Below are 16,284 nucleotides of genomic sequence, written 5' to 3'. Positions count from 1 at the left end.
GTCTACTGGTCACGCAGCGCGTCGATGGGCGCGAGCTTCGCCGCCCTCGCCGCCGGGTACACGCCGAACACCGCGCCGATCCCCACCGCGACCACCACCGAGACCACCAGGGCCAGGCCCGAGATCACGATGGTCGAGCCGAGCACCGTGGGCAGCGCGAGCGCCAGCCCGACGCCGATCGCGACGCCGATCGCGCCGCCGCTGAGCCCGAGGATCATCGCCTCGATGAGGAACTGGTTGCGGATGTTCGCAGGGGCCGCGCCGAGCGCCTTGCGCAGGCCGATCTCGCGGGTCCGCTCGGTGACCGACACGAGCATGATGTTCATGACGCCGATGCCTCCCACGAGCAGCGCCAGCGCGGCGATGCCGGTGAGCAGCACGGTGAGCTTCTGATAGACCGACGTCGCAGCGTCCAGCAGCGAGTCCTGGACGTCGATGGTGAAGTCCGCGCCATCCGCCGAGGCGATGCCGTGGAGGTTGAGCAGGAGCGACTCCGCCTCCTGCGAGGCCGCGCTCAGCAGGTTCGAGGCGGCCGCCTTGATGTAGATCGTCGCCACGGACTCGCTCGAGCCCGAGTCGTCGAGCTGCTCGACCAGCGTGGTCATGGGCACCACCGCCATGTCGTCGAGCGAGGTGTCGCCGGAGGACCCGGCCTCGCTCAGCACGCCGACCACCTCGTAGGTGTCGTCGTCGATCGTGACGTCCTGGCCCACCACGGCGGCGGTGCCGAACAGCTCCTCCGCTGTCTCCGCGCCCAGCACGATCACGCTCGCACCCGACGCCACATCCTCGTCCGTGAAGAACGTGCCGTAGAGGAGCTCGCGCGAGCGGACCTCGGGCCAGCTGGTCGACGTCCCGGTCACGGTGGTGGTCCAGTTGCTCTCGCCGTACTCGAGCGAGACGCTCGCGGTCTTCTCCGCGGCGACGGCCAGCGCGTCGGGCACGGCGACCGTCGAGGCCAGCGCATCCGCGTCGGCCCGGGTCAGGGTCGTGCCGGAGCCGAAGCCGCCCCGCATGCCGCTCTCGTCCGTGGACGAGCCGGGCGACACGATCAGCAGGTCCGAGCCGAGCGCCGCGATCTGCTCGCTCACGTCCTTCTGCGTCCCGAGGCCCAGACCCACGGTGAGCACGACCGACGCGATGCCGACCACGATGCCGAGCATCGTGAGCGCCGAGCGCATCTTGTGCGAGCGGATCGCCCGCCAGGAGCTGGCGAGCAGGTCTGCGGGCCTCATTTGGCGATCTCCGTTCCCATGCCGACGAACTGACCGTCGGTGACGTTGTAGACCGTGCCGGCACGCGCCGCCACGTCGGACTCGTGCGTGATGAGCACGATGGTGCTGCCCTCCGCGTGGAGGTCGTCGAGCATCCCGAGCACGTCGCGCGTCGAGTGCGAGTCGAGGTTTCCCGTGGGCTCGTCCGCGAGCACGATGGCCGGCTCGGTCACCAGCGCGCGCGCGATCGCGACACGCTGCTGCTGGCCTCCGGAGAGCTGGCCGGGATGGTTGCGGCTCTTGTCACCCAGGCCCACGCGCTCGAGCGCGACCATCGCGCGCTTGCGACGCTCGGCCGGCGCGACGCCCGCGTAGATGAGCGGGAGCTCGACGTTGCCCAGCGCCGTGAGGCTCGAGAGCAGGTGGAACTGCTGGAATACGAACCCGATGCGGCGGTTGCGGGCCGAGGCGAGCGCGACCTCGTCCATGTGCGAGACGTCCTCGCCCGCGAGCACATAGCTGCCGCTCGTGAGGACGTCGAGGCATCCCAGGATGTTCATCAGGGTCGACTTGCCGGACCCCGACGGGCCGACGATGGCGACGTACTCGCCGGGATAGATGCGGCAGTCGATGCCGCGGAGGGCCTCGAACTCGATGTCCCCCGTGTGGTACGTCTTGCGGGCGCCCGAGAGCTCGATGACCGGTGCGACGGTCTCGAAGGGCGTGATGGCGGTGGCGGTCATGTGCGTCCTCGTCAGATCGATCCAGATCGGTGGGGCCGGCCTACTGGCCGGGCATCCCGCCGCCCATGCCACCGGCAGGCATCTGCCCGCCGCCGAAGTCGCCGCTCGGCATCTCGCCGCCGCCCGGGAACTGGCCCCATTCCTGCTCGTCGGAGCCGGACTCGGAGCCCGATCCGCCCGCGGCGGTGGTCACGGTCACGGCCAGCTGCTCGCCCTCCTCCAGCCCGTCGGTGATCTCGGTGTAGGTGCCGATCGACTCGCCCAGGGTGACGGTCCGCTCCTCCTCGTCGCCCGCATCGTCCACCACGGTCACGGTCGACACGCCGTCGGCGGTGGTGATCGCGTTGGTGGGGATCGCGAGGACGTCGACCTGGCGGAGGTAGACGATCTCCGCGGTGACGGACGTGCCCTCGTACAGGCCCTCGACGTCGCCCGTGACCTGGAGCTCGACGGCGTACGTGGCGCTGCCGCCCGTGGTGGTCGGCAGGTTCGCGATCTCGGTCACGATCCCGTAGAACTCCGAGTCGACGTCCTCGGCGGTGAACGTCACCTGGTCGCCCTCGTCGATCAGCGCGACCTCGTCCTCCGAGAGGCTGACGGAGACCGTCCACTCGTCCTGGCCGACGATGGTGACGGCGCTCGACGAGCTCGAGGACGTCGAGGCGGTGGCCATGCCGGTCGATCCCGACCCGCCCGACGACCCGCTCGACACCACGTCGCCGACCTCGTACGGCTGCGACGTGACCAGGCCGGCCATGTCCGCGACCAGCGTCGCGTCGTCCATCGCGTCCTCGGCGTCCTCGACCGACTCCTTGAGCAGCGCGACCTGCGCCTTCGCCGCCGCGATCTGCTTCGCGCTGGCGTCCGACTCGTCGTCCTCATCCTTGAGGTTGGAGAGGTTGGCCTTCGCCGCGGCGAGGTCGGCCTGCGCCGCGCGCAGCGACGCCGTGAGCTGCAGCGTGTCGATGGTGGCGATCACATCGCCCTCCTCGACCACGTCGCCGGCCTCCACGTTGACGGCCGTCACCGTGCCCGACGCCTCGAACGCGAGGGAGTCGGTGGAGACCGCCGCGAGCGAGCCCGTGGCGGAGACGGACTCCTCGAGCGTCTGCAGCGACACGGTCACGGTCTGCTGACCGCTCGCGTCCATCGTCCGCGTCTCCTGCACCGGGTCCGACCCGGTGCCCCACAGCACCATCGCTCCTGCGCCGAGTCCTGCACCGGCCAGCAGGGTGCCGGTGGGGATCCCCCACGCTCGCACGCGGGTCCACCTGGAAGTGTTCTTGGGCATCGTCCGTCCGTTCGCATCGTCACGCCTTGACGATGCGAAGTTATGAACGGAACCTGGGAGAAGCCTGGGAGGTGGATAAGGGCAACATAAGCACTGCAGGCAGACGGTGTTATGCCGGCCCGACGCGCACCGATACGCGCTCGCGCGACGCGATGTCCGCCGCGAGCGCACGCACCTGGTCGGTGGTGACCGCGTGGACGTCGTCGAGCATCTCCGCGATCGACCACAGGTCGCCGAACACCAGCTCGGCCTTCCCCAGGCGCGACATGCGCGAGTAGGAGTCCTCGAGCCGCAGCACCATCGATCCCGCGATCTGGCCCTTGGCCCGCTCGAGCTCGGCCGGCGTGATGCCCTCCGCCATCCGCTCGAGCTCGACGGCCATGAGCCGCTCCACCTCGTCGACCTTGGCGGACGTGCACGCGCCGTAGACGCCGAACACGCCGGTCTCGGTGCTCGGCGCGCCGAACGAGTACACGGCGTAGGTGAGGCCGCGCTTCTCCCGGATCTCCTGGAACAGGCGCGAGCTCATGCCGCCGCCCAGGATCGCGTTGTAGACCGCGAGCACGCTGCGGCGCTCGTCGGTGGCGCTGAAGCCGCGCGTGCCGAGCAGCACGTGCGCCTGCTCGAGCTCGTGCCGCGTGATCCGGACCTCCGGGGTGAGGGTCGCCTCGACGGGAGCGAACCGATCGCGCCTGCCCGCGGGGATCACTCCTGCGGCGAGGTCCCAGCCGCCGCGCGTGAGCGCCTCGGCGACCATCGCGCAGACGGCATCGTGGTCCACTCCCCCGGCGGCCGTGATGATCAGCCCCTCGGGGGTGTAGTGCTGCTTGTAGTGGGCCCACACCGCGTCGCGCGTGACGGCGTTGATGATCTCGGGGGTGCCGCCGATGGGCCGGCCCAGCACGTGACCGCCCAGGACGGCCTCCGTGAAGCGCTCGTGGATGACGTCGCCCGGGTCGTCCTCGTTCATGGCGAGCTCCTCGAGGATTACCCCGCGCTCCATGTCGAAGTCCGCCTGGTCCAGCCGCGCGCTGGTGACCATGTCGAGGATGACGTCGACGGCCATCGGCAGGTCGGTGTCGATCACCCGGGCGTAGTAGCAGGTGTACTCCTTGCCCGTGAGGGCGTTGGACTCGCCGCCCACGCGGTCGAACTCCTCGGCGATGTCGAGCGCGGTGCGCCGGGCGGTCCCCTTGAAGAGGAGGTGCTCGAGGAAGTGGGTCGAGCCGGCGTGCTCCGGCGCCTCGTCGCGCGAGCCCACGCCGACCCACGCGCCGAGCGTCGCCGAGCGCATGCCGGGGATCTGCTCGGTGAGGACGCGCACGCCGCCGGGGAGGATCGAGCGGCGGATGACGGCACCGTGGTCCTGCTCGACGGTGATGTCCGAGCCGATCGCTCCGGCGTGCACGAGGGGAAGCATGTGAGGCATGAGGGCGAGCCTAGTCGCGCCACCGCCCCTCCGAGGTCGGGACGCTCAGCACTCCCGAATGTGCGCGCAGGCCGCCTCGCGGGACGCTCAGCTCCGGGCCCCGCGCGTCGGCGGAGGTGGCTGTCCCGCGAGATGGGCTCCTCAAGGATCGAGGAGTGGTGAGCGTCCCGACCTCCATGGACGGTGGGAGACGGGACGATGCCGGGGCCGCCTGGATGCGCCGAAGGGCGGCCGGGTCGCCCCGACCGCCCTTCGAGCGGAACTGCGTCAGACGAGGATCAGGCCTCGACGGTCTCCTCGGCGGCCGCCTCGGCGCCCGCCTCCTCGACCACGCCGAGCGAGAGCTTGCCGCGCGGGTCGACCTCGGTGATCTCCACCTGGATCTTCTGGCCCACGGACAGGACGTCCTCGACGTTGTCGACGCGCTTGCCGCCCACGAGCTTGCGGATCTGCGAGATGTGCAGAAGGCCGTCCTTGCCCGGGGTGAGCGAGATGAAGGCGCCGAAGGCGACGGTCTTCACCACGGTGCCGACGAAGCGCTCGCCGACCTCGGGGACGTGCGGGTTCGCGATCGCGTTGATCGCGGCGCGCGCGGCCTCCGCCGACGGACCGTCGGTGGCGCCGATATAAACCGTGCCGTCGTCCTCGATGGAGATGTCTGCCCCGGTGTCGTCCTGGATCTGGTTGATCATCTTGCCCTTGGGGCCGATGACCTCGCCGATCTTGTCGACGGGGATGCGCACCGCGATGACGCGCGGGGCGTGCGGGCTCATCTCGTCGGGCTCGGAGATGGCCTGCGCCATCACGCCGAGGATGTGGACGCGGGCGTCGTACGCCTGCTGCAGCGCGCTGGCCAGGACCGAGGCGGGGATGCCGTCGAGCTTGGTGTCGAGCTGGATCGCGGTGACGAACTCGCTGGTACCGGCGACCTTGAAGTCCATGTCGCCGAACGCGTCCTCGGCGCCGAGGATGTCGGTGAGCGCCGCGTAGCGGGTCTCGCCATCGACCGTGTCGGACACGAGGCCCATCGCGATGCCCGCGACGGGGGCCTTGAGCGGCACACCGGCGTTGAGCATGGCGAGCGTCGAGGCGCAGACCGAGCCCATCGAGGTCGAGCCGTTCGAGCCGAGCGCCTCGGACACCTCACGGATCGCGTAGGGGAAGTCCTCGCGCGACGGGAGCACGGGCACCAGGGCACGCTCGGCGAGCGCACCGTGGCCGATCTCGCGACGCTTCGGGGAGCCCACACGACCGGTCTCGCCGGTGGAGAACGGCGGGAAGTTGTAGTGGTGCATGTAGCGCTTGTGCGTCTCGGGCGAGAACGAGTCGATCTGCTGCTCCATCTTGAGCATGTTCAGCGTGGTGATGCCCATGATCTGGGTCTCGCCACGCTCGAAGATCGCGGAGCCGTGCACGCGGGGCACCACGGCGACCTCGGCCGAGAGGGGACGGATGTCCTTGAGGCCACGGCCGTCGATGCGGACGCCGTCCTTGAGGATGCGCTGGCGGATGGTCTGCTTGGTGACCGAACGGACGACCGCCGAGACCTCCTTCTCGCGACCCTCGAACTGACCGGCGAACTGCTCGAGCGCGCCGGCCTTGATCTCGTCGAGACGGTTCTCGCGGGTCTGCTTGTCGGCGATCTGGAGCGCCTCGGCGAGGTCGCCCTCGATCGCGGGCGAGACGGCGGCGAACACGTCGTCCTGGTAGTCGAGGAAGCGCGGGAACTCCGCGGTCTCCTTGGCGGCCTTCGCGGCGACCTCGGACTGCGCGTCGCACAGCGCACGGATGAACGGCTTCGCTGCCTCGAGGCCCTCGGCCACGACGGCCTCGGTGGGAGCCTGCGCACCCTCGGAGACGAGCTCGAAGGCGTTCTCGGTCGCCTCGGCCTCGACCATCATGATGGCGACGTCGTCACCGACGACGCGGCCGGCCACGACCATGTTGAAGACCGCGTTCTCCATCTCCGACCAGCGCGGGAAGCAGACCCACTGGCCTTCGACGAGCGCGATGCGCACGCCGCCGATGGGGCCCGAGAAGGGCAGACCGGCGAGCTGGGTCGACATCGACGCCGCGTTGATCGCGATGACGTCGTACTGGTCGTCCGGGTGGATCGCGAGGACGTCGACGACGACCTGGATCTCGTTGCGCAGACCCGACACGAAGGACGGGCGCAGCGGACGGTCGATGAGGCGGCACGTGAGGATGGCGTCCGTGGTGGGACGGCCCTCGCGGCGGAAGAACGAGCCGGGGATCTTGCCGGCGGCGTACTGACGCTCCTCGACATCCACGGTCAGGGGGAAGAAGTCGAAGCCGTCGCGCGGGGCCTTCGAGGCCGTGGTCGCGGACAGCAGCATGGTCTCACCGTCGAGGTACGCGACGGCGGAGCCGGCGGCCTGCTTGGCGAGACGTCCCGTCTCGAACCGGACGGTGCGGGTGCCGAAGCGACCGTTGTCGATCGTGGCCTCGGCGAACTGGATCTCAGGACCCTCCATCAGGAGTTGCTCCTTGCCTATTCGTGGCAGGCAGGCGGATGCGGCTCACGCCGCGTCACTGATCGTCAGTCGAAATGCTCAGAACTGTTCCCCCGGGAGGAGGTTCTGCCCATCACCACCGAGGATCAGCATCCGGCTGGCCTGCCAGGTTGAGTTGGGTGGCCCGGCGAACCGGACCGCGAACATCCTATCAGCGCATACCCAGGACGCACGGCGGACGGAAGGCGCGCTCGTCCCCGGAGACGCGAAAGCCCGGCCGCTACGACCTCGGAATGGAGGGAGCGGCCGGGCAGACGCCTGGCGGGGCTGCGCGCTTAGCGGCGCAGGCCCAGACGGGCGATGAGGGCGCGGTAGCGCTCCACGTCGACACGCTGGAGGTAGTTGAGGAGGTTGCGGCGACGGCCGACCAGGAGGAGCAGGCCACGACGCGAGTGGTGGTCGTGCTTGTGCTCCTTGAGGTGCTCCGTCAGGTCCTTGATGCGCTGGGTCAGGACGGCGACCTGGACCTCGGGAGAGCCGGTGTCGCCCTCGCGGGTCGCGTACTCGGCCATGATGGACTGCTTCACTGCTGCGTCGAGCGCCACTGTGATCTCTCTTTCGTCTCGCTGCGCGGCGCAACCGGGCTTGTTCTCCGGTGCTCTGGGATCCGCGGCCGTTCTTACGGCGACGATCAAGCATACAGGACGCGGGCGCTCCCCCGCGACCGCACCCAGGCCCGCGCGCTACCGGCTGTCGCCCGTGCGCGTGTTGTGCCGCAGGGACTGCGCGGTCGGGTCACCAAGATACGCCTGACGGCGGCGCTCTCCCTCGTCGTCGTCGCCGGGACGCCGCTGCGGGATCGGGCGCGACTCGGGACGGCGCCCCGCGCCGAACACCGGGTCGCCGGCGTGCGCCCCCTCCTCCCGGGCGGGCCCGCCGACGCCGGACTGAGGGATGGGCCCCGCGGGACCGATCTCGGGAGGCTCGAGGCCCTTCCCTCCGCCGCCCTCCCGCAGGCGACGCTCGACGAAGGTGGCCAGGCGCGAGACGGACATGTTGATGAGGATGTAGATCCCGGCACCCACCGTGAAGAACACGATGCGCGACTCCGAGCCGAAGAACTCGGAGTTGAGCTTCATGGTCCGCAGCAGCTCCTCGTACGCGATGATGAAGCCGAGCGACGTGTCCTTGAGCAGGACGACCAGCTGCGAGATGAGCGCGGGCAGCATGATCCGCACCGCCTGCGGGAGCTCGATGATGAGCGTGGTGCGCATGGTGGACAGGCCGATGCTCAGCCCCGCCTCGCGCTGCCCCTTCGGCAGCGCGGCGAGCCCCGCGCGCAGGATCTCCGCCACCACGGCCGCGTTGTAGACCACCAGGCCGAACACCACCGACCACAGGAACGGCCAGCCGAAGACGAGCTTCGCGAGGAACATCAGCAGCAGCACCGGGAGGCCGCGCGCGAGCTCGGTCAGCACGGTGGGCGGCGCCGACGCCCAGCGCGAGCGCGCCCCGCGACGGATGATCGCGATCCCGGCGCCGATGAGCATCGCGATGGGCGCCGCGATGCCGGCCGCCAGGAGCGTCCGGCCGAGGCCGCGAGCGAGCGATCCCCAGACGTCCGCCGGGGTCTGGCCGCGCGCGCCCTCCCACAGCACCGCCCAGCGGTCGTTGAAGATGTCGCGCTGCCAGAACGAGTAGCCGATCCACGCGACGACGCCCACGAAGACGAGCGAGAAGACGATGTTGAGGGTCCGGTCCAGGCGCTTCGCACGGGGGCCGGGGGCGTCGTAGAGGATCGATCCGCTCATCGGGCGAACGCCACCTTCCGCTCGATCCGGGCCGCGAGCAGCCCGAGTGGGATGGTGATGACCAGGTACATGAGGCCGATCCCGAAGAAGATGACGATGCCGTCCGCCGGGTGCTTGTTGGTGAGCCGCTGCATGCTCGCGACCAGCTCGAAGTACGCGAAGCCGGCCGCGACCGACGTGTTCTTGGTGTGCGCGATGAGCACCGAGATGAGCGGCGGGATCGCGGTGCGCCACGCCTGCGGCAGCACCACCTGGGACAGCGTCTGGCCGAACGTCAGGCCGATGCTGCGGGCCGCCTCCGCCTGGCCGACCCCGACGGAGTTCACGCCGGAGCGGAGCGCCTCGCACACGAAGGACGACGTGTAGAGCGTCATGGCGATGACCGCGATCCAGAAGCCCAGCGGCGGCACGAAGCCGATGGACGGGGCGACGAAGACCCAGAAGAAGAACATCACCGTGAGCGGCGTGTTGCGCACGAGCTCGACGTAGCCCGTGCCGAAGGTCCGCAGCGGACCGACGGGCGACACGCGCATCACCGCGAGCAGCGTGCCCCACACGAGCGCGAGCGCGCCCGACACCACGGTGAGGCTCAGCGTCGCGAGGAACGCGCCCCAGATGGTGCCGAACTCGTCGATGAACGTGCCCATGCTCTCCTCCGGACGGACCGTGCGGCCCGTCCGGGGACGGGCCGCACGGCGATGCCGCTAGTTCTCGTACCGGTCCACGGTCGGGACCTCGGGCTCCGGCAGGATGTCGCCGACGTTCTCGTTCCACGCCTCGAGCCAGCGACCGTCCTCGAAGATCTCCTCGAGCACGTCGTTGATCCACATGCGGAACTCGGTGTCGTCGTGCGCGAGGCCGATGCCGTACGGCTCCTCGGTGAAGGGCTCGCCCACCACCTTGAACTCGTCGGGGTACTGGTCGACGTAGCCCGCGAGGATCACGTTGTCCGTGGTGACCACGTCGACCTGGCCGTTGCGCAGCGGGTCGAGGCAGTCGCCGTAGGCCGCGAAGAGCGACAGCTCGGCGTCGGGGTAGTTCTCCTCGATGTTCGCCGCGGGCGTCGAGCCCTCGACCGAGCAGACCTTCTTGCCCGCGAGGTCGTCGGGGCTGGCGATGTCCTCGTTGTCGACCATCACCATGAGCGCCTGGCCCGCGTTGTAGTACGGGCCGGCGAAGCTCACCAGCTCCTTGCGGTCGTCGTTGATCGTGTAGGTCGCGACGACGATGTCGACCGAGCCGTCCTCGATGAACGGCTCGCGGTTCGCGGACACGGTCTCGACCCACTCGATCGAGTCCTCGTCGATGCCCAGCTCCGAAGCGATGATCTTGCCGATCGACACGTCGAAGCCGACCGGATCGCCCGACGGCGGCTTGAGCCCGAACAGCGGCTGGTCGAACTTGGTGCCGATCGTGATGCTGCCCGCCTCGGCGAGCGCCGCCATGGTCGAGCCCTCGGGGAAGTCCCCCGCGGCCATCGCATCGTCGCCCGCCATCGAGTCGTCGGTCTCCGAGCCGTCATCGGACCCGCACGCGGCGAGCATCGCCGCGGCGGCGACCCCCAGCGCGGCCACGGCCGCCTTCCTTCGGATCATCATGGTCCTTCTCCTCTCCCTCGCCCCTGCCAGGGCGCTGATGTTGGAACCTCGGGATCCCCTAGTGCGTGAGGATCTTCGACAGGAAGTCCTTGGCCCGCTCGGACTGCGGGTTCGTGAAGAACTGCTCGGGCGTCGCCTGCTCGTGGATGCGCCCGTCCGCCATGAACACCACGCGGTTCGCCGCCTTGCGCGCGAAGCCCATCTCGTGGGTGACGACGATCATCGTCATGCCCTCATGCGCGAGCGTGACCATGACGTCGAGCACCTCGTTGATCATCTCGGGGTCGAGCGCGCTGGTGGGCTCGTCGAACAGCATCACCTTCGGCCTCATCGCCAGGGAGCGCGCGATCGCGACGCGCTGCTGCTGGCCTCCGGAGAGCTGCGCGGGGTACTTGTGGGCCTGGTTGGCCACGCCGACGCGTTCGAGCAGCGCCATCGCCTCGTCACGCGCCTGGCCCTTCGGCTCCTTCTTCACCTTGACCGGGCCGAGGGTGACGTTCTCGAGGATCGTCTTGTGGGCGAAGAGGTTGAAGGACTGGAACACCATGCCCACCTCGGCGCGCATGTGCGCGAGCGCCTTGCCCTCCTGCGGCTGCACCTCGCCGTCGACCGTGATGGTGCCCGAGTCGATGGTCTCGAGACGGTTGATCGCGCGGCACAGCGTCGACTTGCCCGAGCCCGACGGGCCGATCACGATGACCACCTCACCGCGCGCGACGGTGAGGTCGATGTCCTGGAGCACGTGAAGGTCCCCAAAGTGCTTGTTGACCTTGTCGAGCACCACGAGAGCGTCGCTTGAGGTTGGCATCTTCCGACCATAGCCCGACGAACCGGACAAAGCGCGATCGCGACGCGATCGTGACCGAGACTTAATCCCCTGGTAACACCCTCGCGAGGGACATCATGCGCGGATCGCGAGCACCTCGCGGCACCAGTCGACGTCCTCCCCCAGCGCCGCGATGAGCGCGTCGAGCGAGCCGAAGTCGAGCATCGGCCGGCGCCATTCCACGAGGTCGAGCGCCACCTCGGTGTCGTACAGATCGATCCCCGTGCGGTCGATCGCGAAGGCCTCGACCCGCAGGTCTGTGCCGCCCACCGTGTAGTTCATCCCGAGGCTCACGGCGGCCGGCATCCGCTCCCCCACCAGCTCCGCCGCACGCGTGTTGCCGCGCGCATCGAGCACCGTGAGCCACGCCGCATAGACCCCGTGCCGCGGGATCATCCCCGCCGAGTGGTCGAGGTTCGCGGTCGGGAAGCCGATCTCGCGGCCGAGCGCGTCGCCGTGGATCACGATGCCGCGGATGCGGTGCTCGCGGCCCAGCACGTCGTTGGCGCCCGGCAGGTCGCCGGCCTCGAGAAGCTCGCGCACCCATGTCGACGACCAGCGCCGCCCCGACTCGGAGACGGCGCAGGCATCGTCGATGATGTCGACGGCGAAGCCGAGCCCGGCCCCCAGCGCCCGCATCGTCTCCACGTCCCCGGCGTTGCCGCGCCCGAAGCGGGTGTCGCGGCCGACGACGACGCACGAGGCGCGCAGGCCGCGCACCAGGTAGTCGCGGACGAACTCCTCCGGGGTCTGGCGGGCGAAGTCGAGCGTGTAGCGCACCACCAGCACGCCGTCGAGCCCGGTGGCCGCAAGCCGCTCGATGCGGTCGTCCACCCCCGTGATGAGCTCGGGGGTGTGCGCAGGGTCGTGCACCGCCTTGGGGTGCGGGTCGAACGTCATGGCGAGCGCGACGTGGCCGCGCGCGCGAGCGTCGGCGACCATCGCCTCGAGCACCGCCTGATGGCCACGATGCACGCCGTCGAAGTTCCCAAGCGTCACCACGGCCGGGCCGAGGTCGGGGATCTCCGCGAGCGAGCGCCACACATGCATGAGGGACATTGTGCCCGAGCGGCCGGGAACCGCCCGTCAGGAGGGGGACGATGCGCCGGCGGGCTCGAACACCACCACCGGCTTGGCACGGCCACCCTTGGGCTCGAGCACCGCGATCGCGCGGGGCCCGGGAGCGATCGCGACCGTCGGGCCGTCGACCTTCGCGTCGATGAACTGGCCGAAGCCGAGCGCCGTGGCATCCGCATCGGACACCTCGAGGACCGGGAGCGTCGCCGCTGCGGCCTCGGCGAGCGAGGTACGAGGCAGGGCCTCCCCCGACTCGACGACCGCGCCGAGGTCCTCGAGCGTGCGCGCGAGGTCCAGGCCGATGCCGCCGACGCGCGTGCGACGCAGCGCGGTGAGGTGGCCGCCGACGCCGAGCGCCGCGCCCAGGTCGCGTGCGAGCGCGCGCACGTAGGTGCCCGAGGACACCTCGACCGACACGTCGAGGTCGATCACGGCGGTGCCGTCCTCGGCCGTGGCGCGCCGGATGGCGAGGACATCGAACGCCGCGACCGTCACCGGTCGCTCTGGCAGCTCGACGTCCTCGCCCCCGCGCACTCGCGCATACGCGCGCTTGCCGTCGACCTTGATCGCGCTCACCGCGCTCGGTCGCTGGAGGATCTCCCCCGTGAGCTGGACGATGGCGGAACGGATGGCCCCGTCCGTGACCGCGGACGTGTCCGTGGCCCCGGTGACCTCTCCCTCCGCATCGTCCGTGACAGTCGCCTGTCCGAGACGGATGGTCGCCTCGTAACCCTTATCGTGCCCGACGATGTACGTCAGCAGGCGCGTGGCGCGCCCGATTCCGAGAATCAGGACGCCGGTGGCCATGGGGTCGAGCGTGCCGGCGTGGCCGACCTTGGAGGTCTGCGCCAAGCGCCGCACACGCCCGACCACGTCGTGGGACGTCCAGCCCTGAGGCTTGTCCACGACGACGATGCCCGGAGCGGGCTCCGGGCCTCGTCTGCCCATGGCCTAATCCTGATCCTCGTCCGCGGGCCGCTTGTACGGATCCGCCTCGCCGGCGAAGGCCGCGTTCTCGCGCAGGCGCTTGAGCTCCTCGTCCCGCACGTGCGCCTCGTGGAGGGCACGGTCGAGGCTCGCAGCGGTCTCGGGGACCGCGTCGAGGTGGAACTCGAGCGTCGGCGTGAGACGGATGCCGAGGCCCGCGCCCACGAGGGACCGCAGCCGGCCCTTGGCCTTCGCCAAGCCCTTCGCTGCGTCCTCGCGGGCCGCCTCGTCACCCAGCACGGTGTAGAACACCGAGGCCTGCTGGAGGTCGCCCGTCACACGGACATCCGTGATGGTGACGAACTCCAGCCGCGGATCCTTGATCTCGGTCTGAAGCCCGCGGGCGACGATCTTCTTGATCGTGCCCGCGAGCTTCAGAGCCCTCGCCTTGTCAGCCATCAGGACCTCGGGATCTCGACCATCTCGAAGGTCTCGATGATGTCGCCGACCTGGATGTCGTTGAACTTGCCGAGGCCGATACCGCACTCGAAGCCGTCGCGCACCTCGGTGGCGTCGTCCTTGAAGCGGCGCAGCGTCTCGATGGTCGGCTCGCCGATGACGACGCCGTTGCGCACCACCTTGGCCTTCGCGTTGCGGCGGATGACACCGGTGCGCACGAGGCAGCCCGCGATGTTGCCGAACTTGGAGGAGCGGAAGATCTCCATGATCTCCGCGCCACCGACCTGACGCTCCTCGAACTCGGGCTTGAGCATGCCCTTGAGCGAGGCCTCGACATCCTCGAGCGCGCGGTAGATGACCGAGTAGAAGCGCATGTCCACGCCCTCGCGGTCCGCGAGGTCCTGGACGCGCTCGGCCGGGCGCACGTTGAAGCCGATGATGATGGCGTTGTCGACCGTCGCGAGGTTGACGTCGTTCTGCGTCACCGCACCGACACCGCGGTGGATGATGCGCAGGTCGACCTCGTCGCCCACGTCGATCTGGAGCAGCGCGTCCTCGAGGGCCTCGACGGCACCGGACACATCACCCTTGATGATGAGGTTGAGGGTGTCGACCTTGCCCTCCTCGAGGGCCTTGTTGAAGTCCTCGAGGGAGATGCGCTTGCGACGCTTCGCGAGCTGTGCGGCACGCTCGGCGGCCTCACGCTTCTCGGCGATCTGACGCGCCGTGCGGTCGTCGTCCGCCACCAGGAAGGTGTCGCCGGCGCGGGGCACCGACGTGAGACCGATGACCATGACCGGACGCGCGGGCAGCGCCTCCTGGACCTGGTTGTCGTGCTCGTCGAACATCGCACGGACGCGACCGTAGGCGGTGCCGGCGACGATCGCGTCGCCGACCTTCAGCGTTCCCGAGTTGACCAGGACGGTCGCCACGGCACCGCGGCCCTTGTCGAGGTGCGCCTCGACGGCCACACCGCGGGCGTCCTTGTTCGGGTTCGCACGCAGGTCGAGACCCGCGTCCGCGGTGAGCAGGACGGCCTCGAGGAGGCTGTCGATGCCCTGGCCCTTGAGCGCGGACACGTCGACGAACATCGTGTCGCCGCCGTACTCCTCGGCCACCAGGTTGTACTCGGTGAGCTGCTGGCGGATCTTGGCCGGGTTCGCACCCTCCTTGTCCACCTTGTTGACCGCGACCACGATCGGCACGTCGGCCGCCTGGGCGTGGTTGAGCGCCTCGATGGTCTGCGGCATCACGCCGTCGTCCGCCGCGACCACGAGGATCGCGATGTCCGTGACCTTCGCACCACGGGCACGCATGGCGGTGAACGCCTCGTGACCCGGGGTGTCGATGAACGTGATGGCGCGGTCGTTGCCCTCGTGGGTGGTGTGCACCTGGTAGGCACCGATGTGCTGGGTGATGCCGCCGGCCTCGCCCGAGATGACGTCCGCGTTGCGGATCGCGTCGAGAAGGCGCGTCTTTCCGTGGTCGACGTGACCCATGACGGTGACGACCGGCGGGCGCGCCTCGAGCTCCTCATCGGTCTCGGCGGCCAGCTCGGCCTCGATGTCGATGTTGAAGTCCTCGAGCAGCTCGCGGTCCTCCTCCTCGGGGGACACGATCTGGATGACGTAGCCGAGCTCGCCGCCGAGCGCCTCGAAGGTCTCCTCGTCGAGCGACTGCGTCGCGGTGGCCATCTCGCCCAGGTGGAAGAGGACGGTCACGAGCGACGCGGGGTTGACGTCGATCTTCTCGGCGAAGTCCGTGAGCGTCGCACCGCGGCGCAGACGGATCAGCGTGTTGCCGTCGCCGCGAGGGATCTGCACGCCGCCAATCGCGGGGGCCTGCTGCTGCTCGTACTCTGCCCGCTTCGCGCGCTTCGACTTCCGGCCACGGACCGGCTTGCCACCGGCGCGACCGAACGCACCAGCGGTGCCGCCGCCGCGACCGCGACCACCGGGGGCCGGACGGCCGCCGGGACCGCCGAAGCCACCGGGGCCACCGCCACCGGGACGGCCGGGAGCGCCCTGGCCGGGACCGCCGACCGGGCGCGGGCCGAAGCCGCGACCCGGGGTGCCCGTGGCGCCGCCGGGACGGGCGCCGCCGGGCGCGCCGGGACGGGCGCCGCCGGGCGCGCCGGGACGGCCGCCGCCGGCACCGGCACCCGCACCGGCACCGCCGGGACGCGGGCCCGGGCGGTTCGCCTGGAACGGGTTGTTGCCGCCGGGACGCGGGCGGGGACGCGGACCGGCGGAGCGGTCGCTGAACGGGTTGTTGCCGGCCGGACGCGGGCGCGGGCGCGGCATGTCGCTGGGCAGCGGCACGTTCGGGCGCGGCGCGCCGGGCTTGGGCGCCGATGCCGCGGGGGCCTCGGCGGCGGGGGCCGACTTCTGCGCGGCGGGCTTGGGGGCCGGCTTGGGCGCGGCCTGCGCCGCGGC

At 70.3% G+C, this 16,284-nt stretch carries 14 protein-coding genes; all 14 read right to left on the bottom strand.

The window, feature by feature from the left end; genetic code table 11:
- Nucleotides 1-2: 2 nt before the first annotated feature.
- Complete coding sequence (locus AOM06_RS00775; RefSeq protein WP_062301293.1) at nt 3-1,235, bottom strand: ABC transporter permease; 1,233 nt, start codon at nt 1,233-1,235, stop codon at nt 3-5.
- A complete protein-coding gene (locus tag AOM06_RS00770) occupies nt 1,232-1,957 on the bottom strand; it encodes an ABC transporter ATP-binding protein (RefSeq protein WP_062301291.1) in 726 nt (241 codons plus the stop codon). The genes AOM06_RS00775 and AOM06_RS00770 overlap by 4 nt, the downstream gene beginning before the upstream one ends.
- A gap of 40 nt (nt 1,958-1,997) precedes the next feature.
- Complete coding sequence (locus AOM06_RS00765; RefSeq protein WP_169747700.1) at nt 1,998-3,218, bottom strand: efflux RND transporter periplasmic adaptor subunit; 1,221 nt, start codon at nt 3,216-3,218, stop codon at nt 1,998-2,000.
- Between the two features lie 139 nt (nt 3,219-3,357).
- A complete protein-coding gene (locus AOM06_RS00760; protein WP_062301286.1) occupies nt 3,358-4,677 on the bottom strand; it encodes a M16 family metallopeptidase in 1,320 nt (439 codons plus the stop codon).
- Between the two features lie 278 nt (nt 4,678-4,955).
- Nucleotides 4,956-7,172: a polyribonucleotide nucleotidyltransferase gene (locus tag AOM06_RS00755; RefSeq protein WP_062301284.1), complete on the bottom strand. Its 2,217-nt coding sequence runs from the start codon at nt 7,170-7,172 to the stop codon at nt 4,956-4,958.
- A 314-nt stretch (nt 7,173-7,486) separates the two neighbouring features.
- The gene (gene rpsO / locus AOM06_RS00750) at nt 7,487-7,756 is read right to left on the bottom strand and encodes a 30S ribosomal protein S15 (RefSeq protein ID WP_062301281.1); all 270 of its coding nucleotides are present in this window, start codon (nt 7,754-7,756) and stop codon (nt 7,487-7,489) included.
- A gap of 138 nt (nt 7,757-7,894) precedes the next feature.
- Nucleotides 7,895-8,962, bottom strand: a complete 1,068-nt coding sequence (locus tag AOM06_RS00745) for an amino acid ABC transporter permease (RefSeq protein WP_062301279.1) — start codon at nt 8,960-8,962, stop codon at nt 7,895-7,897.
- Nucleotides 8,959-9,609 carry an amino acid ABC transporter permease gene (locus tag AOM06_RS00740; RefSeq protein WP_062301277.1) on the bottom strand — a complete coding sequence of 217 codons (651 nt, stop codon included), beginning with the start codon at nt 9,607-9,609 and terminating at the stop codon, nt 8,959-8,961. Before AOM06_RS00740 ends, AOM06_RS00745 begins: the two co-directional genes overlap by 4 nt.
- 57 nt (nt 9,610-9,666) lie before the next feature.
- The gene (locus tag AOM06_RS00735; RefSeq protein ID WP_439644712.1) at nt 9,667-10,557 is read right to left on the bottom strand and encodes a glutamate ABC transporter substrate-binding protein; all 891 of its coding nucleotides are present in this window, start codon (nt 10,555-10,557) and stop codon (nt 9,667-9,669) included.
- A gap of 61 nt (nt 10,558-10,618) precedes the next feature.
- Entirely contained in the window at nt 10,619-11,368 is a 750-nt protein-coding gene (locus AOM06_RS00730; RefSeq protein ID WP_062301273.1) for an amino acid ABC transporter ATP-binding protein, read from the bottom strand.
- Between the two features lie 93 nt (nt 11,369-11,461).
- Entirely contained in the window at nt 11,462-12,436 is a 975-nt protein-coding gene (locus tag AOM06_RS00725; protein ID WP_062301271.1) for a bifunctional riboflavin kinase/FAD synthetase, read from the bottom strand.
- 36 nt (nt 12,437-12,472) lie between these two features.
- Entirely contained in the window at nt 12,473-13,411 is a 939-nt protein-coding gene (truB, locus tag AOM06_RS00720; protein WP_062301269.1) for a tRNA pseudouridine(55) synthase TruB, read from the bottom strand.
- Nucleotides 13,412-13,414: 3 nt separating this feature from the next.
- A complete protein-coding gene (gene rbfA / locus AOM06_RS00715) occupies nt 13,415-13,849 on the bottom strand; it encodes a 30S ribosome-binding factor RbfA (RefSeq protein WP_062301267.1) in 435 nt (144 codons plus the stop codon).
- A partial coding sequence (gene infB, locus AOM06_RS00710) for a translation initiation factor IF-2 (protein WP_062301531.1) occupies nt 13,849-16,284 on the bottom strand: 2,436 nt, incomplete at its 5' end. The genes infB and rbfA, both read right to left, overlap by 1 nt.

The sequence above is a fragment of the Demequina subtropica genome (assembly GCF_000971235.1).
GTDB lineage: Bacteria > Actinomycetota > Actinomycetes > Actinomycetales > Demequinaceae > Demequina > Demequina subtropica.
The sequence above is the reverse complement of the archived record's forward strand: the minus strand, read 5'-3'. Positions and strand labels throughout refer to the sequence as shown.